General features: G+C 45.5%; 16 protein-coding genes. 13 read left to right on the top strand and 3 right to left on the bottom strand.

Features of this window, described 5'->3' with window-relative positions; translation table 11 throughout:
* Nucleotides 1–70: 70 nt before the first annotated feature.
* Nucleotides 71–571, top strand: coding sequence for a DUF4920 domain-containing protein (locus tag AB9P05_RS23030; protein ID WP_371911196.1), 501 nt, complete (start codon nucleotides 71–73; stop codon nucleotides 569–571).
* Nucleotides 572–630: 59 nt separating this feature from the next.
* On the opposite strand, the gene AB9P05_RS23025 is transcribed toward AB9P05_RS23030, so the two are convergent.
* Both AB9P05_RS23025 and AB9P05_RS23020 read right to left on the bottom strand, forming a co-directional pair.
* The gene (locus tag AB9P05_RS23025; RefSeq protein WP_371911195.1) at nucleotides 631–1005 is read right to left on the bottom strand and encodes a hypothetical protein; all 375 of its coding nucleotides are present in this window, start codon (nucleotides 1003–1005) and stop codon (nucleotides 631–633) included.
* A 4-nt stretch (nucleotides 1006–1009) separates the two neighbouring features.
* Nucleotides 1010–3436, bottom strand: a complete 2427-nt coding sequence (locus AB9P05_RS23020; protein WP_371911194.1) for a penicillin acylase family protein — start codon at nucleotides 3434–3436, stop codon at nucleotides 1010–1012.
* A gap of 285 nt (nucleotides 3437–3721) precedes the next feature.
* Here AB9P05_RS23020 and AB9P05_RS23015 point away from each other — a divergent pair, with 285 nt between their 5' ends.
* From AB9P05_RS23015 to AB9P05_RS22995, 5 genes are all read left to right on the top strand, one after another.
* A complete protein-coding gene (locus AB9P05_RS23015; protein ID WP_371911193.1) occupies nucleotides 3722–5296 on the top strand; it encodes a GNAT family N-acetyltransferase in 1575 nt (524 codons plus the stop codon).
* 9 nt (nucleotides 5297–5305) lie between these two features.
* Nucleotides 5306–5857: a KdsC family phosphatase gene (locus AB9P05_RS23010; protein ID WP_371911192.1), complete on the top strand. Its 552-nt coding sequence runs from the start codon at nucleotides 5306–5308 to the stop codon at nucleotides 5855–5857.
* Between the two features lie 2 nt (nucleotides 5858–5859).
* Entirely contained in the window at nucleotides 5860–6705 is an 846-nt protein-coding gene (gene kdsA / locus AB9P05_RS23005; RefSeq protein WP_371911191.1) for a 3-deoxy-8-phosphooctulonate synthase, read from the top strand.
* A 109-nt stretch (nucleotides 6706–6814) separates the two neighbouring features.
* Nucleotides 6815–7588: a polysaccharide biosynthesis/export family protein gene (locus AB9P05_RS23000; protein WP_371911190.1), complete on the top strand. Its 774-nt coding sequence runs from the start codon at nucleotides 6815–6817 to the stop codon at nucleotides 7586–7588.
* Nucleotides 7589–7591: 3 nt separating this feature from the next.
* On the top strand, nucleotides 7592–9976 hold the full coding sequence (locus AB9P05_RS22995; protein ID WP_371911189.1) for a GumC family protein: 2385 nt from the start codon (nucleotides 7592–7594) through the stop codon (nucleotides 9974–9976).
* Nucleotides 9977–10219: 243 nt separating this feature from the next.
* Here AB9P05_RS22995 and AB9P05_RS22990 read toward each other — a convergent pair whose 3' ends face one another.
* A complete protein-coding gene (locus AB9P05_RS22990; RefSeq protein ID WP_371911188.1) occupies nucleotides 10220–12961 on the bottom strand; it encodes a T9SS type A sorting domain-containing protein in 2742 nt (913 codons plus the stop codon).
* 119 nt (nucleotides 12962–13080) lie between these two features.
* On the opposite strand from AB9P05_RS22990, the gene AB9P05_RS22985 reads away from it, so the two are divergent.
* From AB9P05_RS22985 to AB9P05_RS22955, 7 genes are read left to right on the top strand one after another with little or no spacing between them, the layout of a single operon-like run.
* Entirely contained in the window at nucleotides 13081–13929 is an 849-nt protein-coding gene (locus AB9P05_RS22985; protein WP_371911187.1) for an ABC transporter permease, read from the top strand.
* Nucleotides 13930–13940: 11 nt separating this feature from the next.
* On the top strand, nucleotides 13941–15221 hold the full coding sequence (locus AB9P05_RS22980; RefSeq protein WP_371911186.1) for a polysaccharide ABC transporter ATP-binding protein: 1281 nt from the start codon (nucleotides 13941–13943) through the stop codon (nucleotides 15219–15221).
* Nucleotides 15222–15225: 4 nt separating this feature from the next.
* A complete protein-coding gene (locus tag AB9P05_RS22975) occupies nucleotides 15226–16128 on the top strand; it encodes a sulfotransferase (protein WP_371911185.1) in 903 nt (300 codons plus the stop codon).
* A gap of 8 nt (nucleotides 16129–16136) precedes the next feature.
* A complete protein-coding gene (locus AB9P05_RS22970; RefSeq protein ID WP_371911184.1) occupies nucleotides 16137–17267 on the top strand; it encodes a DegT/DnrJ/EryC1/StrS family aminotransferase in 1131 nt (376 codons plus the stop codon).
* Nucleotides 17268–17272: 5 nt separating this feature from the next.
* Complete coding sequence (locus AB9P05_RS22965; protein WP_371911183.1) at nucleotides 17273–18589, top strand: glycosyltransferase family 4 protein; 1317 nt, start codon at nucleotides 17273–17275, stop codon at nucleotides 18587–18589.
* Between the two features lie 21 nt (nucleotides 18590–18610).
* Nucleotides 18611–19702: a GNAT family N-acetyltransferase gene (locus AB9P05_RS22960; protein ID WP_371911182.1), complete on the top strand. Its 1092-nt coding sequence runs from the start codon at nucleotides 18611–18613 to the stop codon at nucleotides 19700–19702.
* Between the two features lies 1 nt (nucleotide 19703).
* On the top strand, nucleotides 19704–20690 hold the full coding sequence (locus AB9P05_RS22955; protein WP_371911181.1) for a hypothetical protein: 987 nt from the start codon (nucleotides 19704–19706) through the stop codon (nucleotides 20688–20690).
* Nucleotides 20691–20723: the final 33 nt, after the last annotated feature.

The raw sequence follows: 20723 nt of genomic DNA, 5'->3' as shown, positions 1-20723 counted from the left end.
CTTTCATCCATATGTTACCCATTGTCCTTAATCAAAACTTATAGTACTTTTATAAAAAAAACAGAACCACATGAAAAGAATTGGTCTGCTAAGCCTACTCATAGTCGGATTAGCCTGTAGTGAAAACAAGCAAAGCCAGGAGTCAGCCGAAGTGCCGGCCCCTGAGGCATCCGTAATGGCCTATTATGGTGATACCATAGAAACCACCAAAGCAGTAAGTGCCATGGCCCTGGAAGAAGAATTGGGGAGAGAAATTGAAAAGCATACCCGCGTAAAAGGTACCGTCACAGATGTATGTCAGGCCAAAGGCTGCTGGATGAAGGTGGACCTTGGTGATGGAGAAACCATGCGTGTTACCTTTAAGGATTATGGCTTTTTTGTACCAAAGGACGCTGCCGGTCAAACGGTTGTAATAGAAGGAGTGGCGCAAAAAGAAGTTATCGATGTAGAAACCCAGCGCCACTATGCAGCCGATGCCGGTAAGTCTGCCGAAGAGATTGAGCAGATTACAGAGCCCAGGGCTGAACTCACCTTTGAAGCCGAAGGGGTTGCCTTCCTAAGAGAAGAATGATAAGTCAGCTCCCGCTGAAGAGATAAAAAAAGACAGGTTATCAGCCTGTCTTTTTTTATTTAATAATATGCTTTCTTCCTTTTTTTCCGGTTGAAGAACAAGGCCCGGAACAGATGACCGCTAAGTGCACCAAGACCCCCGGATAAGGCCCCGATCAGTGCCGTTAATATCACCAGTAAAAAAGAGCTATTCAGCGTAAAGATCGTGCCCACCCTTTCCGTCAGTCTGCTTTCCGTTTGAGAGTCGATAAGCCAGGAAATAGCAAGCCATAACAAGCCAACGCCTAAAAAACCGCTGAGGAAAGATATAAAACCCCGGGTAGGTATAAACAGGCACACCAGAAAGGCCGCCAAAGCGCCCGCCCACCAGGGAAGCAACCCTGATGTAAAATAAGTTACCAGGGCGATCAATAGTATTTTTATCAGAAAACGCATTCGATCAGGGGGTAAGAGTTTGTTCGTAAAGTGGCTCAGACAGCGATTCGCCGGGCTTCAGGAAATAAAGAGGCATATACTCCCCTTTAGCCCACATGTCCACCATATTATCATAGTATTTGCTGCCCGAGTTTCCGCTCTGGCCGCCGGGGTAAATACCCCATGCCTGCACACTGTCCTCCAATGAAACAACCATTCGCCAACTCGGGCCATGGTATTTACTGGTCGCATTCACTATGCTGCTGTTTCCACCGCTTTCAACATAGTCAACACCCATACCTGGCAACCTCATCAGATGCCTTATTTCTGTCGCCTTAAAGCGGCCCCATTCAAATTTTTCTTCTCCTTCCTTTTCCTTCCAGTTTGCCAGGCTGTCCGCTGCCTGTTCCAGCGACATACGGAACAGATCAGGTGCTGTTTCTTTCTCACTGGTTTCCACCACATCAAAGAGAGCGAAGCCAGGCTCTTTCGTGAGCAGGTCTATTGTAGTAAAGTCAGAAGGGTACCTCATAGGGATATCCTGCGCAAAAATCTCGTCCCACGTGAGACGGTACAGTTTATCATACCACACCTCCCAGATAGAAGCCGCTGTCGAGTTAGCATTATTATAGAAATTCCACCGTCTCAGTACATTTACTAACTCCTTTTCTTCCGCACCCAGCTCACTGAACTCCAGCGTGTCCAGCATTGCAGGTACCAATTCCGCTGCCTTCAGGTTATAATTGTCAAGCTGCAGACGCATCATATCTTCAGGAGTAGCACGCTTTAACTCCGAAAGCCGGTTATTGATTCTCCGGTTACGGTACGTCTCATAACTGGCATCATATACATAATAAGGGTAAGTACTATCTACAGGAATCTGATTAGCAGAGCTTACAAATCCTCTTGGCGGGTTCACCACCATGGCATTCTCTTCTGCTGGAATAAAGCCCTTCCACACCATGTCGCTGCGGGAGCCATCCATCAGGAACTTGCCCTGATTCTCAAACTTAATGGGGAATTTACCCTGTACCTTCAGGGCTATATTGCCCTCCTTACTGGCAAATACAAAGTTTTGAGCCGGGTTTGTGAACGTACTTATCGCCTCCTGCCATTCCTCCAGGTTAGACGCCCGGTTTATGCGATGAAAGGTGATCATCTCATTGCTCGGGTCATGAGCCGTCCAGCGAAGAGCGTAATTGTTATATTCAGACGAGTCCCCGAACGTACGGTCATACGTGACAGGGCCCAGATGCGTCATGATAATGGTGTCATACACCACCTCACCATTTCGGACCAGTAGCTTCTCGATCTTCTTCTGGGTCTTCAGCCACTGATCGTCAAATTTATATTCTTCGCGGCTCGAATCGCGAAATTGTATCTTGTACCAGTCCCGGACATCACGGGTAGCGTTAGTAACCCCCCAGGCAATGTTCTCATTAAATCCGATAATTACCCCGGGTGCACCCGGCAAGGTAGCTCCATATACGTTGGCCTCAGGAGAAGATAGCTGCATGACATACCATATACTTGGCAGAGATAACCGAAGATGAGGGTCATTGGCCAGCAAGGGTGCGCCCGTGCTGGTGCGCTCGCCACTTACCGCCCAGTTATTACTACCATTATGCGGGTGCGGTTTTTCCATCTGGCTCCTTGTAGTCGCCCCCGTATAGATGGAATCAGGAGGAGTAGGGCGGTCCCCCTCAAAGTCATATTCCGTACCGCGGGGTATGATGGGGTCATCCGAAGCAGACATGTCCGGGTAAAGTTTATTAAACATCTCCATGCCCAGTACATTGACCGCGTTCGTACTCTCCAGGTCCATATCCCGGCCGCTAAGCGTATTCGCCATATATTTCAGAAGAAGGGCAGTCTTAAGCGGAGTCCAGTTTTCTGGTTTGTAGTCCAGTAACTTATATTCCACAGGCAGACCTTCGTAAGGCAGGGCGGCAATATAGGCATTGACCCCGTCAGTAAACGCCTGGACTACTTCCATGCTTTTTTCATCCTTACTGATCTGGTCGATAGAGTTCTGAGCAGCCATTACCAGGCCGTAGCGACGCTGGGTCCGGTCAAAATCAAGGTATGCACCATTCGGGCCTTCGCCGAGTATTTCACTCAGCCTGCCACCTGCTGCCTGTACCTGAAAGTCCATTTGCCATAGTCTGTGTCGGGCAGTGATAAACCCCTGGGCCAGGTAAAGGTCATGATCATTTTGGGCGTAAATATGCGGTACCAGAAATTCATCGTAGGTAATCGTTACCTTATCCGTAAGGCCGGGAATCTTTAGTTCCTCCGCGTCCTGGTCAAGTTCGATCGTTGCGTTATGCCAAAACCCGTTAAACGGATCCAGAAATTTGCCGAGCGGCGGTATGCTCCCCATTCTTATACTAAGAGCCACTATAAAACCTACCGTTACGGCAAATGTCAGTAGAAATCTTACTAATTTCATATTTGCCCAATTTTCACCCAATATATTGAAATAAGCAGGTATTCCCTTTTTGCATGAAGAATTAATTAACCAAAAATGCCTGAATACGAATTACTGCTTAATAAAGTCATGCAAAACTAAAAAAATGTAGTTGCGAAAACAGCATTTTTAAAATCCGTAAATCAGGGAATAAACCTATTCTTTTATAGGCGTAACCACTTTGTGCTCTGTGGGGTTAATAATAAATCCTCAGACTTCGGGGATATACCATTTGATTTATATTTTTGCGAAAATAAGAATGCGTCTATGACATCACAGGATCTTGAGCACCGCATCAAGTTGAGAAATATCGTCATCGAAGATTATGATGACATAAGAGAAATAATGAATGCCGTATACGGCTGGGAGGGAGGATCATTTACTAAAGAAGAGATCGAACGCCAACTTGCCATATTTCCCGAAGGGCAGATTTGTATTGAAGATAATGGCATTGTCGTAGCTGCTGCCTTTTGTATTGTCGTAGATTATGCAAAATGGGGTGATAATCACAATTACGATATCATCACCAACTACGGCAAGTTCGACACCCACGATCCCGAAGGAGACACCCTGTATGGTACTGACCTTTTCGTAAGGCCCGAATACAGAGGCATGAGGCTGGGACGTCGTCTATATGACGCCCGTAAAGAGCTTTGTGAAAACCTGAACCTGAGAGCTATAATAGCCGGAGGGCGTATACCTGGTTATCGCAAATACGCTGACCAGATGACCCCCAAGCAATACATCAAAGAAGTACGCAATAAAGAGATATACGATCCCGTACTAAGCTTTCAGCTGGCCAATGACTTTCATGTACGGAAAGTAATGGTCAAGTACCTGCCCGATGATGTCGAATCAAAAGAGTATGCCACCCTTATCGAGTGGATCAATGCCTACTACGATGAAACCGAAAAGCTCGTAGGTGGCCGTAAAAGCATCGTGCGTGCAGGACTAGTCCAATGGCAGATGCGTTATATGTCTTCAGTCGAAGACCTCCTGAGCCAAATGGAGTTTTTTGTAGATACCGTTTCAGGGTACAAAGCCGACTTCGTGATTTTCCCTGAGTTCTTCAATGCCCCGCTAATGGCCTTGTACAATGACCTTAGTGCAGCAGACTGTGTGCGTAAGCTGGCAGATTTCACAGAGAAAATCCGCGAGGAACTGGTAAATATGGCGGTGGCCTATAACATCAACATTGTGGCAGGCTCAATGCCCGAATACAGGGAACATAAGCTGTATAATGTATCCTACTTGTGTAAACGCGATGGTAGCTGGGAAGAGCAATATAAGCTTCATATTACTCCTGACGAACAGCAATACTGGGGCCTGCAGGGAGGTAATAGCCTCCGTGTATTCAATACCAATGCAGGGCGCATCGGTATCCTCATCTGCTATGACGTGGAATTCCCCGAACTAGGCAGACTGCTGGCCGACCAGGAAATGGACATACTTTTTGTCCCTTTCTGGACAGATACTAAAAACGCCTACCTCCGTGTAAGGCGCTGTGCTCAGGCCAGAGCTATTGAAAACGAATGCTATGTGGCCATAACCGGTAGTGTTGGTAACCTGCCTAATGTAGAAAATATGGACATACAATATAGCCAGGCTGCTGTATTCAGTCCTTCAGACTTTTCATTCCCCCATGATGCTATCGTGGCTGAAGCCACTCCTAATACAGAGACGACGCTGGTGGTAGACCTGGATCTTGACCTGCTAAGAAAAGTTCGTACCCAGGGTAGTGTGAGAAACCTGCAGCAGCGCAGAAAAGACCTGTACCGCGTAATGATGACCCGTAAAAAGCAATCTCAGCCTAAGGAAGAGGAAGAGACCACAATCAATTAAATTAAAAATATGCCCGATCTAAGCTACATACTGGAAGGGATAGACCCCCATGTGGTAGACAGAGCCAGAAAGGTAAAAGCCGTAATATGTGATGTGGATGGTGTGCTGACAAACGGCGGAATCATCTATGACGATAATGGTAAAGAATTCAAGGTATTCAATGTAAAGGACGGGCAGATAATCAGCCACCTGAAAAGGAACGGGATAGCAGTAGGCGTGATCACCGGCCGGGAATCCGATGTAGTAAAATACCGTTGTAATGAACTTAAGCTGGACTTTCACCATCATGGGATAAAGGATAAGCTCAAAACATATCGTGCTATTTTGCAGAATTATGGATGGGAAGCTTCCGAAACTGCCTACCTCGGAGATGATCTGATCGATATTGCTGTTCTCAGAGAGTGTGGCCTGGCCATAACGCCTGCCGACGCACCCCCTTATGTACAGCACTTTGCCCATCATGTAACCCGGCAGAACGGAGGCAGAGGAGTGCTCAGAGAAGCAGGGGATATCATACTTACTGCCCAGGATAAAATGAAAGCAATCATAGAAGAACTTTAAAGATGACGAACCTACCGAAATTTGATAAGCCCGTTACCCTTTCACCAAATATCCGGCTGGGGGGCGATCGCCTGGTGCTCATCAGTGGGCCCTGTGCAGTGGAAAGCTACGATATATGTATGACCGTAGGGGAGAAAGTACATGAGCTCACGCAGAAATTAGGAATAGACTATATCTTTAAGGCATCTTTTGATAAAGCTAACAGGACCTCCTCTTCATCATTCAGAAGTATAGGAATGGATGAGTCACTCGGTATTTTACAAAAAGTAAAAGAAAATCTGGGTGTACCCGCACTTACTGATGTACATGAGAGCCACCAGGTAGCCCCAGTGGCTGAGGTGATTGATGTACTCCAGATACCAGCCTTCCTGTGCCGGCAGACTGACCTGCTGCAGGCAGCCGGTGAATCAGGCCGTGCCGTGAATATCAAGAGAGGACAGTTTATGGCGCCGGGTGATATGCAGTTTGCAGTAGGTAAAATACAGTCAGCCGGAAACCCCAACAGTTTTCTCACAGAACGTGGAGTGTCCTTTGGTTATCATAACCTCGTAGTGGATATGCGCGCACTGCCCACCATGAGGCAATTTAGCCCCGTGGTATTTGATGTCACCCACAGTGTTCAGCAACCGGGTGGCATGGGAGGAAAGAGCGGTGGCCAGCGTCAGTTTGCCCCTTATCTCGCACGGGCCGCTGCCGCAGCAGGGGTAGATGGCTTTTTTATAGAAACACATCCAGAGCCTTCAAAGGCACTGTCGGATGGTCCAAACATGGTGCCTCTGGATGAGATGGAGGAGTTTCTGACCATGCTTAAAGATACCTGGGAAACAGGCAGAAAATACGCAGGCTGAACGGCCGGGAAAGCTGGTATGTTTGGAGCCTAGTAGCAGTATGCTTACTTTTACCGGATTAAAGGCTGTATTTTTTCAGTCATTTACGACTGCTTTTTCAAAAAATTAAATGAAAAGATTTCTTTTCGGTCTGATTATCATGTCGGTAGCTTTCGCATGTGTACCGAACAAAAAACTCATTTACCTCCAGTCACAAGGCATAGATGATGCTGACAAAGTCACCACAGACTCAGTACTTAAAGTGGTTGATCTTGCAAAATACAAGTATAAATTGCAGCCTGGTGATATTGTTTCAATAAAAATTTCCAGCCTTACCGATCCAAAGTTTAACTTCTTTGCTGAAGCTGAAAGGGAACTTAAAGAGGGGATCGATCCTTCTTTAAGCGGATTTATGCTGGATGACCGTGGATTTGTCGAGCTGCCGGTGGCAGGAAAAGTAAGCCTGACCGGGCTTACTCTCGAAGAAGCTCAGGATAAAGTAAGAGAGGTGGCACAAAGCTATCTGGAATCTCCTACGGTAAACCTGAGGCTACTTAGTTTTCATTTTACCATACTGGGGGAGGTTAATGTTCCTGGCAACTATACCACCTATAGCGGAAGGTATTCAATTATGGACGCAATTGGGCAAGCCGGTGACCTTACCGATTTGGCAGACAGAAAGCGGATCAAGGTCATAAGATATGATCAGGGGCAAGCCAAGGTCTATTTCATGGACCTGTTGGATGCTGAGACCATGAGTTCCCCTTTGTTTTACCTGCAACCAAATGACCTGGTGTATGTGTCACCCCTCAAGGTTAAGAACTTTACCCAGTTTCAGTCACGAAATATCGCCCTCGTACTATCCATTATCACATCCCTATCCCTCATATTTTTCAGGTTTTAATCCATGGAGAGTAATACCGACAAAAAAATAATGACCTCCAAGGAGCATCTGGATGATGTGAAAAAATTCCTTGGGAGGCTCAGAAAACGCTGGTATCTGTTTGTGATCTCACTGGGGATCGCCCTCTTAGTGGCCTTCCTTATCAACCGCTACACCTCCCCCGTATATCCCGTTACCTCCTCTATATTAGTCAAAGGAAGCAACGATATGGAAAACTCCATAGGCCAGCTTCTGTATGGAAATCGGGCAGGAAGAAAAAACCTGAACAATGAGATACTCATACTGAAGTCATACCCCCTGATTTATCGCACGGTAAAGAGTCTGGGTTTTGAGAAATTCTATTTAGGTGAGGGAAATTTTCAGTCAAGCGAAATATATAAGGCGGTACCCTATGAAATGGTTGTGTTGTCAGAGGATAGTAACATTCCGTACAATCAGACATTTATTATCTACCCGGTAGATCAGTTCACTTTTCAATTCTACAGGCAGACAGAAGACGAAGATCAACGTAGCGTGTCTACTTTCCGGTTTGGAGAAGAAGCTAATTATAATGGTTTCAAATTCACCCTGGATCTTAAAAGGCCACTTGGTAGCTACCTGAAAAGGAAAGTTATATTCATACACCGCACCACGCATGACGTTACCCGCACGTACCAGCAAAAACTAAGGGTAGTAGTAGATGGTGGTGAAACAAGCATACTCAAGCTCTTTCTGCAGAGCACACGCCCACAGAAGGATATCGATTTTTTAGATAAGCTGGTAGAACTCTACCTGGAGGACAATCTCGAAGAGAAAAATCAGAACGCAAGCCGCACCATTGCATTTATAGACTCCCAGCTCGACGATATCAGTGATTCCCTGCAGGTTATCGAGCAGAGAATGAAAAACTTTAAGGAAACAGGAACTCCCCTGGGGATTCAGGAAGAAGGCCTCAGGGCCTATGGTAAGATCGATGCGGCTGAGGGAGAATTGCTCGAAGTTAGAAGACGTCTTGATTATTACAATTATCTGCAGAAGTACATAGAACAAAGCAGAGGAGTAGAGGGCCTGGTAGTTCCCTCAGCTATAGGTGTGAATGATCAGGTGCTACAGCAACTTATTAATCAGTTGGTAGAACTGCAACTTGAAAAAGAACAATTGACAAAGGCAGGGGCTACCTCTAATCCTTATGTCGAAATACTCAATAAGCGCATGGATGAACTCAAGAAATCCCTTGAGGAAAACCTGCGTAACCTCATCTCTAGTACCAGGCTGCTGGAAAGAGATCTGAGACAGACAGTCGGGCAGGAACGCCGTGTGGTCGAATCCCTTCCACAGGCAGAGCAGGAATATGTGAATATCAAAAGAGTTTATGACCTGAGCGAGAGCCTCTACCTCTTCCTGATGGAGAAAAGGGCTGAAGCAAGTATTTCCAAAGCCTCTACCACCTCAGATATTATCATGGTAAACCCCCCTATGATTTCCGGGGGTAAGATAATGCCTCAGCCTGAAAAAAACCTGATCTTTGCTATACTCCTCGGGCTTTCTATTCCACTCCTTATCATGATCGTAATGGACTACCTGAATAATAAAGTCAGGTATAAAGAGGATGTGGCTGCTATTACTAATATTCCTTTCCTGGGAGTTATCGGTCATAATTCACGGTCCAGTGACCTGGTATTCAAAGACCAACCAAAAGGTGGGGTAGCTGAATCCTTTCGAAGTGTGCGTTCAAACCTTCAGTTCTTCCTGGGAGAAAATGGCTCTGCCAGTAAAACGCTTCTGGTGACCTCATCTATTAGTGGAGAAGGAAAAACCTTTTGCAGCGTAAACCTTGCCCTGGTTTTGAGCTATTCCGGTAAAAAAGTAGTGATCATTGGGGCAGATATGCGCAGGCCTACCTTACAGGCCAAGATGGGAGCTACAGGGGAAAAAGGGCTTAGTAACTATTTGTCTGATAATGCGGACCCCGATCAGATAGTCCACCCTACCGAATCTCCCAACCTCTTTATCATTAATAGCGGTGATGTACCCCCTAATCCATCTGAGCTATTAATGAAAGACAAACTCCAGAAGCTTTTGGAAAGGTTAAGAGAGCGGTTTGACTTCATAGTCATAGATTCACCTCCTATGGGGTTAGTAACGGATGCACTTATTATCTCTAAGTACGTGGATCATACTGTCTTTCTGGTAAGACAGAATTACACACCTAAGGAGCTTCTTCAGCAGGTAAATGAACTGTACGAATCTGGTAAACTAAACAACGTCAGTATCTTATTGAACGACGTGAAGGTAAATAGCTACGGGGGTAGCTACGGGGGGTACGGCGGCAGTTACGGCTATGGTTACTATGAGGAAGGAACTGGCAAGAAAGGACTTCTCGAAAAAATAAAAGAGAAGCTATCATAACCCCTCTCTTATTGTATAAAAAGCTTATAAGCGAGCCATAAGGCTCGCTTTTTTTGGCCATGAGCAATTCACTTCACAAAATAGTGCCTTGTCCGTAAGTCCCGTTAAATGCCGTAAAATATCCTTCCGAAGATTGAGAAAGAGTCAATCAGGGTGAGAGGTAGAACGATAGAGCATAGTCTAAAAAAAAGAGGTAGTCTACGGAAAGACTACCTCTTTTTTTGATTAGTACTATTGAGGGTTTTACTCAACTACTATCCTGCCTGTGCTAACCCGCGTTTCGCTGGACAGGTGGAATAAATAGATGCCTGGTTGCAGTTGTCCTTTTTCAATCTGCACACTAGTTGTTCTAATATTCTCTACTGACCTGATGGTTTTGCCACTGAGGTCTGTTAAAGTGAATGAGAATGCCTCTTTCTGATCATTAGGGAACTCCAGAACTGACACCGAATGAAGCGGGTTAGGGTAGAAGACCGTTTCTTTATTGATATCCTCGAGGTCCACACCAGTTACCTGGTTTACCGTAATGATAACAGGGTCAGAAGTAACTTCATTACTGGTAGCGCACTGTAAATCAGAAGTAAGCACCGCAGTAACCACTGCCTGATCTGAAAGCGTTTCACTGGCAAATACCTCACCGGTTTCTGTGGTCGATAAGCCATTTACGAACCATTCTATCACGGCATTACTACCCCCGTTTGCGACTGTAGCAGTGAAGGTTACATTCTCACCTACCTCAATTACCGTCTTATCTGCAGAGATGGAAATTTCTGGTGTAATAGTAGATGAAATATTCAGAGTCACAGTAGCAGTAGCCACCGAAGCACCACCTTCGTAGCATACATCCTGGCCCGTTACCTGAACTTCATATTCGTCACCATTAACAGGAGCGCTAATGATGAGAGTAGGACTCGTTTCATCTACAATTACATTACCATTTCTTAACCACTCGTACGCCACGAAGTCATACTGACCGTTAAGTTCAGCTGTCAAAAGTAATTCCCCGCTTTCGCATCCTATCGCATCATTAGGGTCGATAGTGACGCCAAGGATAGGAAGGATATCCGGGAAGATAGCATTTGAAGTGGCTGTAGGCTCATTGAGACATGGCAGGGAAGAGGTGGCGTCCAGCGTTACCACATCACCAGGTTGTAACTGATCTGTGATAAGCGTATCATTCGTAGCCCCTTCCAGCACCACATTATTTACTTTCCATTGATAAGTGGGTGATTCGCCACCACCACGCACATCGGCGGTGAATGTGATAGGAATACCCGCACACACAGCAGAAGCTTGGTCTGAACGGATCTCCACGCTCACCGTGAAGTTGTCCACATCTATGGTAATTGGCGCAGAGGTCACTGCTTCACGACAAAATTCCTCACGAACTACGCGTAACGATACGTCGGACTGCTGTGTCAGTGTGTCTACCTCCAGGGTACTTCCACTGGTCTGAACAATGGTCTCGTTAATATACCATTCTATCATCGGGGCTTCACCCTCATTTTGAATATCCGCTGTAAAGGTCACCAGATCACCCGAACAGATAGCCTCTTTATCAGATGTGATGGACACACTAAGAGGGAAAAGAGTGCAATCACGTAGCTTCAGGAAAAAGGCATCTGCCGTATTGGTTTCAGTACTGTTAAAGGCAATACCCTCAATATTGACCGTATTATCTACCTCCAGTCCAAGGAATACGATTCCCGGATTGGCTGCATATATGGAAGTTCCCTGCTGGAAACCGACCCCGGAGTATTGCTTAGCATCCAGAGGAGTACCATCAAAGCCATACTTGGCCATATAAACATCAGCACCATCACCACTTTGATGAGTAAGAGTAAAGTTCCCAAAGCTCATAACGCCTTCAAAGCGGCCTGTAAAATAGACAAGCTCATTTTCACTATCTACAGCTACGCTGATGGCGCGGTCATTTGAGGGGGAGTTTGAAGAAGAGTTACGCACCCAAAGGATATTACCATTGGTGTCATATTTGGCTACAAATGAGTCAAATCCCTGTGTGCCAGCTACCGTTATTTCGCCAAAACTATGTGGTCCGAGTACGCGACCAACTATATAAACATTATTACTGGCGTCCACGTCAATTCCGAAAGGCTGATCTTCAAAGTTACCGCCGCCTTTCTGTGCCCACTGAAAGTTACCATCCAGGTCAAACTTAGCCAGATAAATATCCCGGGACTGCACATCGGGACCCGGGTTGTTGCCTGCCAGGATCTGATTGCCTTGGTAAACAACATTACTTCTGAACTCTCCGCTCAGATAAATATTGTCATTAGAGTCTATGATCATACCTGCACCAGGCGTGATACGCTCGCTGTCTTCTAGTTGGCTGGCAAAAACAAGTGTACCGTCAGGCTGATACCTGGCCAGGTAGGTGTCAAAGCTATTGCCAGTGCTACTTAAAGTCTGCTGGCCATTCATGCTCGCATCACCGGCAAAAATACCTGAGAGAATATAGTCACCGTTTGAAGCAAGGCCCAGACCGGCAATACCTACTACACTGGTACCTTTATTTTCGATAACCGATTGGGCTGTACCATTTTGATTAAAATTCATCATAAAGGCATCAAAACTACCATCACTTGTAATGGTAATGCCGTCTACGGTAACTGTGTTTTGATAAACACCTGTAATAACAAAACTTCCATCTTCCCTGGCAATAATATCTCCCGGAATTTCAGGGCCTGTACCGCCGATAGAAATAGCCCATACCACATTGCCGGCCGGGTCATATTTTGCGACATAAATATCAGAATTACCTTGGCTTGTGAGTTGTGTACTTCCTAAAGTAAGGGTATTATCAAATTCACCTAAAACATACAGGGTGTCGCTTGGATCAGCGAAAACATCTACTACAAATGCGTCTCCCACATTGTTAGCAGTTCGTACCCACTCCATGTCCTGGGCTCTTAGGGACAAGAGCGACAAAAAACAGATGCTAAAAAGCAGGTAAATTTTTTTCATATTTTACATCTTTTTTGTTTCAAATATAAGAATTTTCTCTTTCACGCGGTAAATTGACTCGCGGCTACTACCTTTGCGGGGTATTAAAAATATGGCATTTTGCCATTTTTACTTTGAATATGAAGCAGCAGGAAGTAGTCATCCGGCCTACCGCGGGGTCTAATTTTTTTAACTTCCGTGAACTGAGGGAGTACAGGGATTTACTTAAGTTTTTAATCATCAGGGGCATAAAAGCAAAGTATGCTCAATCTGTACTTGGTATAGCCTGGGCAATCATTCTCCCCGTCTTTACTACTGGTATTTTTACTGTTGTGTTTGGAAAAGTTGCAGGTATTAAAACCGACGGTGTTCCTTATACCTTATTTAGTTTTACTACGGTCGTCTTCTGGACCTACTTTAATGGTGCGTTGACTGATGCGACTAATAGCTTGGTAGTCAACTATAATATGATCTCAAAAGTGTATTTTCCACGGATCGTATTACCCCTTTCGGCAGTTATTTCCAAACTGTTGGACCTGGCCATTGGTCTTTTGTTACTTATTCCTGTATTTATTATTTATAATGTACAGATAACTACGGACTTCTTTCTGTTTCCTTTCATTTTCCTGCTATTATTTCTGTTTACCATTGGTCTGGGAATGATCCTCTCCGCGCTGGCCATTAATTATCGGGATGTAAAGCATGCCCTTACCTTCATGCTTCAGTTATTGATGTATGCCAGCCCGGTGGTGTTCCCCTACAGTACAGTGATAGAAAAGGTGCCCCAGGAATATGCTGTTGCGTTTAAGTACGTTTATGGGCTTAATCCTATGGTAGGTATTCTGGAAGGTCTTCGCTCTGTTATGATCCATACGGTGCCACTCAGAGTCGAGCTGCTGGCAGAAGCAGGCATTGTTAGCCTGCTCATATTTATCATAGGCGTACGCTATTTTAATAAATCTCAGTTTGCATTTGCAGACGTAGCATAACCGGGAGTGCGATGAAAGCGATATCTGTCGATAATATTAGTAAGCGGTACAGGATAGGAGTGGAAGATAAGCGGGCCGATACACTCGCCGGTCAGGTAGCTTCTATACTCAAATACCCTATCAGGAACTTCAGGAACCTCCGAGGCTTAAAGCATTTCGATGATAATGAGGAGAGCGTATTTTGGGCCCTTCGGGATATCAGCTTTCATTGTAATGAAGGGGAGGTGCTTGGTGTTATCGGTCATAATGGAGCTGGTAAAAGTACTCTTCTCAAAATCCTTAGCAGGATTACCCTGCCATCTAAAGGCGAAATCCGGATCAACGGGCGGGTAAGTTCTTTACTCGAGGTAGGCACTGGTTTTCATCCTGACCTTACCGGGCGGGACAATGTCTACATGAATGGTACCCTGCTGGGCATGAAAAAGGCGGAGGTGGATGCTAAATTCGACGAGATTGTAGCTTTCTCCGGGGTCAAAAAGCATATCGATACGCCTATCAAGCGTTATTCTTCCGGTATGAAAGTACGCCTGGCATTCAGTGTGGCAGCCCATCTTGAGCCAGAAATACTTATTATTGATGAAGTACTGGCTGTAGGAGATCAGGAGTTTCAACGCAAGTGCCTTGGCAAAATGAAAGACGTGGCTGGATCGGGAAGAACCGTACTTTTCGTGAGCCACAACATGACGGCAGTTAAGTCCTTATGTCACAGGGCTATTTTGCTCAATAAAGGCCAAAAGGTATTCGACGGGGATGTCGAGCAGGCAATCTCCCGCTACCTCGGTGTGAGTAACCTGTCCAGTAATAGCCAGCAGTGGAGTGAAGACAAAGCGCCGGGTAACGAGACAGTCAAAATATTAAATGTCGAGGCCAGGAGAAGTGGGGGAGCAGTAGAAGACCCCATTACCATGGACGATGATATTGAACTGCAGGTAACCTTCAAAAGATATATTAGCGGGCAAAGGCTCGATATAAACATCCAGTTGGTTTTTGAGGATGATATACTTTTTGCTACTTCTACAGGGATGGACAACAATGTAGACGCAATGCCTGATACCCAGGGAGTGCATACCGTTAAGTGTACAGTACCTTCACATTTTCTTAATTCAGGTAATTTTGCCCTCAACATACTGGCCGTTACGGATTACCGTAATCTATGCTATAAGCTCGAGCAAGCCGTACAGTTCTCTATAGTTCAGCGCGAGGCTGGTGAAGGAGCCTGGATGGGACGTACTAAAGGCCCCTTAAGACCAAAATTGGATTGGGAAGTTGTCAAAAGCCCTATCACAAGCTAAGGTTATGAGTCAGATACTCTCAGATAAGCAAATGGTTTTCATTATAGGTAGTCCGAGAAGTGGTACTACCTGGCTGCAGAAGATACTGGGGAATCACCCATCTGTTGGAACCGCCGAATCAGAGATCACCCTGGTTCATAAGTACCTGCGTCCGCTACATGATGCTTGGACCCAGGAAAAAGGAACCAATGCAATGGGAATACCCCATGGCCTGCCTGCCGTCTGGAATGACGGGGAGTTCAACGCATTTACCGCTGACTTTATAGATAGGGTATATCAAAAAGTGCTTGACGTCGAAAGTAATAATGTTACGCATGTGGTGGAGAAATATCCTCAGAACGCATTCGATGTTCATTTTATCAAAGAACTGTTTCCCAATGCAAAACTGATCCATTTGATCCGTGATGGGCGTAAGGTAGCACTCTCCCTGGTGAATGTTCGCAAAACGGCAGGTTTTGGTTCAGATAGTCTGCCCAGAGCAATCAAATACTGGAAAAAGAGTATAAAGGCTGCACGTGAGGGCCGTAAGTACACAGGCGATTTTTTTGAGATCCGCTATGAAGACCTGCTCGAGGATGGGGAAAAACATTTGCCCACTGTGCTGGATTTTTGTGGTTTACCCCACACTGAAAGGCAAGTTAGAGAATGGGTGGAAGCCAATAGCATTCGTAATAAGCCGGTTTCATTCCCTACCAGCGGCGACACGGTTAAAGAGGACCTTAAAAAAGAGTATTCCCCTACAGAAAAGCTCATTTTCAATAAGATAGCCGGTGATATGCTTGTTGAGCTTAATTATGCAGGGCCCGATTGGTGGCACGAAGGAGCTGCTTCTAAGTACAGTCACCAGTTCAGATGGTTTGTGAAATCGTTAAGTAATCGACTCAAAAGGGTAGTGGCAGATAAATGAGCAGGAAATTGGATAATACAATAGCTAACAACCCTGGATGGAAAAGTGAGGAACCTGTACAGGTAACAAAAACTTATTTACCCCCTCAGGAAGAATATCAGCAATTTCTAAATGGTATTTGGAATAGAGCCTGGGTAACTAACCATGGGCCATTGGTTACCCAATTGGAAGAGGACCTTTCTGCTATGCTTGATGTGCCCTATCTTAAATTCCTCAATAATGGTACCATCGCCCTTCAGATTGCAATCAAGGCGCTGGACCTGAAAGGGGAGGTAATCACTTCACCATTCAGTTATGTGGCTACCACCAGCAGTCTGGTATGGGAAAATTGCACACCCATATTTGCCGATATTGAGCCTGGAACCTTTACTCTTGATCCACAACAGGTCGAAAAAGCTATCACGCCCCGTACTACGGCCATCATGGCCACACATGTATTCGGTAATCCCTGTGATGTGGAAGGCTTAAAGCAAGTTGCCGAGAAGTACAATCTCAGCATTATTTACGATGCTGCACATGCATATGGCGTTCGCTACAAAGGGGAGAGCCTGTTTCGCTATGGACACTTCTCTACCCTTAGTTGCCACGCAACCAAACTATTCCATACTATAGAAGGGGGGGCAATCACCACTATAGATGAAGAGTTAAATCATAAAATGAGCTACATGAGAAACTTCGGTCATAATGGCCAGGAAGATTTCTATGGGCTAGGCATAAATGGTAAAAACAGTGAGTTTCATGCGGCCATGGGCTTGTGTTTATTGCCGAAAATGAAGGACCTCATCCATCAAAGAGAAACCATTTTTAAAAACTACCAGAAACTGCTGGAGAAAGTTGCAGAAAAGGTAAGCTACCAGGAGATTAGGACCGGGACTGACTATAATTATAGCTACTTTCCTGTGGTGTTTGAAAGTGAGGAAGATCTCCTAAGGGTTCAAAAACAAATGAATGCCGCAAATATTTTTCCACGCCGGTATTTTTATCCATGCCTTTCCTCACTTAACTATGTGCAGGACACAGGAAGGACACCTGTTTCGACCGGACTGAGTAAACGTATCCTCTGCCTGCCTTTCCACAGTCAACTTGATAGCGATTTGCAGGAAAATATTTCCACACTACTCCTTAAAGCCATTCAGTAACTGTTTTGAAGAGTAAGGAAGACATACATCCGGAAGCATCCGGTAGGGGAGAACGCCTGCATGATAAGGTCGTGGTGATTGCTAATCCTGATAGCTTATTCGCTTACCAGTTAGCGGAAAGCTGGAAACCATATGTTCAGGAAGTACTCATCCTGACAGTACCTGATTTTTACCAGGGCCCTGTAGCCCCAAATGGTATACCCATTACGTCTACCGATGAATACGTTAAGCCAGGACAGTTAAGCAAGTGGAAGAAAGAGGCAAGGCGTATTCGTAAGTTGGAAAAGCTATCTTACAAAGTAGATGGTAAAAAATACAGAAACGCCAGGGAGAACTATGTATTTGAGTCCGGGCTTCCATCTGTAAGAAGGCCTTACCTATATGGCAGGCAGTTAGCCGAGGCATTAAAGCACATCAGACCTGATTTTGTGCATGTACAGGAAGCCTTTACCTTCGGTGGTGTATCGCTTTTCCATCAGCAGTCAACCGTCGTTATTTTTCCTTTTGGAGGCGATATTTATACCCACAGCCAGACATCCCTCTTTGCTCATCAGTATATGAAGCGGGTACTCCGTAAGGCCCACCTGGTAATGCCCAGTGCCGAAAGTGCCGCCGGATATTTGAAAGAGCGCTTTTCCCTTGATGAAGAGAAAATTAAGCCTGTTTCCTGGGGGGTCGATCTGTCTGTGTTCAAGAGAATGGAGTCTCCTGCACGTGAGGAAACGAAAGCCAAACTGGGTATTCCATCAGGTAGGAAAGTGATACTCAATGTAAGGAGGTTCCGGCCAGGCTGGGGAGCACTTACCGCCCTTGAGACCTTTATTGACCTCGTTAAGAAGTATCCCGGAAAGTACTACTGTATACTGTTAGGAGGAGCAGGTAATGATAAACAGGCGCTGAATGATGCAGTAGCCCGACTGAATAGTGAAAACCTTACAGACAGCATCTATCTGATACAGGAGCGGATCAGCCTTGAGGAAGTGTCTGACCTGATGGGAATTTCTGATGTGTTTGTGAACCTGATGGCCAAGGAAGATATGCGCTCCTCCAGCATCATCCAAGGAGCAGCACGGGGTGGAGTGCCTGTAATGGTGGACCAACCTGAATACAGATTAATGGAAGCAGATGGCTTCAGGAGCCTGTTTGTCTCAGATCAAGATCCCGCACAGGTTGCTGATACCCTTCACACCCTCTGCCAGGATAAGGAAAAGCTCCGTAAAATGGCAGATGATAATATCAGATACGTTACCGAAAAGGAAGATAGTAGAAGGCAGGTGAAAAGGATGTTGGAGATAGTAGCCGAATACAATAATAAACGCTGATACAGAATTGCATCGTCGTATATGACCAGAGTGATAAAACATAGTTGGGAAGAAACTGACAAACAGGCTTTTGATCGTTTGCTGGATGCTTCTGCGAAGCATTCCGTCCAGCAGCGGTCCCAATGGCTGGACCAGTATTGCCAGGCCTACCAGCAACGTGGTGATGACCTGGTGCTTTCCGTTGTGGATGGGGATGAACTTATCGGGTGTCTCCCTATGAGAGTAGAATATAAGCGTGCTACACGTTTTTTTAAAATAAGGAAGCTGATTGACCTGGGTAGCGGCCCTGCAGATTTTTTCTATATAACGGCTGCACCAGGTAAAGAAGAAATAGTTGCCAGCGCCCTGGCCTCCTGGTTTAATGATAATAAACAGGAATGGGAACAGCTGGAGCTGAGCTTCATTCCCCGGGACTGTAAAGTAGCCTATCTATTTGCAGATAAGCTGGCGGAAGCCTTCCCGGATACAGAAACGGATATCTCAAGGCTGTATTACTCGCTCGATACCAGTGGGTCTTGGGAGGAATACTATACTCCCGAGTTCAATAAGAAGATCAGAGATATACGTGGCCGGCTTAATCGTGTAAAACGTAATGAGATTACCCTCCATTACGATGAAATATCCTCTGGTATCGTTCAGTTTCTGGATGATTTTATAGAGGTTTTTAATAAAAGGAGGGAAGAGAAAAGTGAAAAAAGCTCTTTTGAGGAGCCTGAAAAGATTAAGCTTATTAGAGGTATATTGCCCTATTATGAAAAAATGGGGTGGGTGAAGCTATCCGTACTAAAAGATGGTGAAGGAAATACCTGGGCTTATCAGTTAGACCTGGTCCATAACCGGACCTGGTACCACTATTCTCCTGCCTTCGATAAAGAATACGCATGGTATAGTCCCAGCAAGCTCTTACTATACCACACCTTGCAAAAGTGTTTTGCCGATGCTGGCATAGACGAGTTTAATTTTATGCGAGGTGAAAGCCATTATAAAACTCAGTTTACCGAATATCATGAGCCTTATTTAAAAATAACCGCTGGAAATGAACAGTCAGTAAGGAGGAAGGGCTGGGTAGCTGCTACGAGGTTGCTTACATTCGGTAGGAATATGAAAGGGTAATATGAAAGGGCCGAAAGTACTAATACTCGTTACTATTGATACAGAATGTGACAAGGGACCTGGATGGAAGGTACAGCTACCCATGAAGTTCCGGTCAGTTACTGAGGCAGTTCCTGGTATTTATACCCCCCTTTTCGACGAACACGGTATTAAGCCTACCTATCTGCTGAGCCCGGAGATCATTAGAGACCAAGCTAGCGCTGATACCCTGAAGAAGGCAGGCAACTGCGAATTGGGCACCCACCTTCATAGCGAGTTTATTGAGCCGGAAGCTGTATGGGAGGCAGATCGTACCAAGCGTATCCAGATGGATTACAGTGCCGGCGTGGAAAAGGCAAAACTGGAAAACCTTACAAATCTATTTAAAGAAACGTTTGGTCAGGCTCCTACCAGCTTCCGTGCCGGGCGTTTCGGTATGACAGAGCGTGGCCTTCAGTTTCTCCAGGAGCTGGGGTATACAGTCGATAGCACCGTCAGCCCTTTTAAAACCCATTACTTTGAGACAGGCTCAGTGCGTAATTACTGGGGAGCCCCTTTACAGCCCTATTATCCCAGCAGGCATGATATGCGTAAAAAGGGCAGTATGAGCATACTGCAGGTGCCGGTAAGCATCGGAAACCCCTATTATGACCGGCTTCCCGGCATACTAACCAGGCGGCTGGAGGATAAAAAAAAGTTCCATAAGAAGGTAATGGCCAAGCTGGGATATGCACCTGGCATCAGCTGGTTCAGACCCTATCGAAGTAGCTTTGAAGAAATGAAAGGCCTGTGCGACTGGATCACAGAAAGGTATAAGGGCAGCGGCAAACCAGTAGTGCTGAATATGATGTTTCACAGCAATGAGGTGCTTATCAATGGCAGCCCCTATGTAAAGAATGAGAAGGAACAAATTGCCTATATTGATAGCTTAAATAGAATTTTTGACTACTTAAATAAGGAATACAACTGTGAAGGTGTGGGCCTATCAGATGTTAAGGCATATTTCTAAGCTGGCAGGGAGCATCAGACCTTCTGTTCATAT

The sequence above is a fragment of the Roseivirga sp. BDSF3-8 genome (genome assembly GCF_041449215.1).
Classification (GTDB): domain Bacteria; phylum Bacteroidota; class Bacteroidia; order Cytophagales; family Cyclobacteriaceae; genus JBGNFV01.
This window is presented reverse-complemented; position numbering and strand designations above follow the sequence as displayed.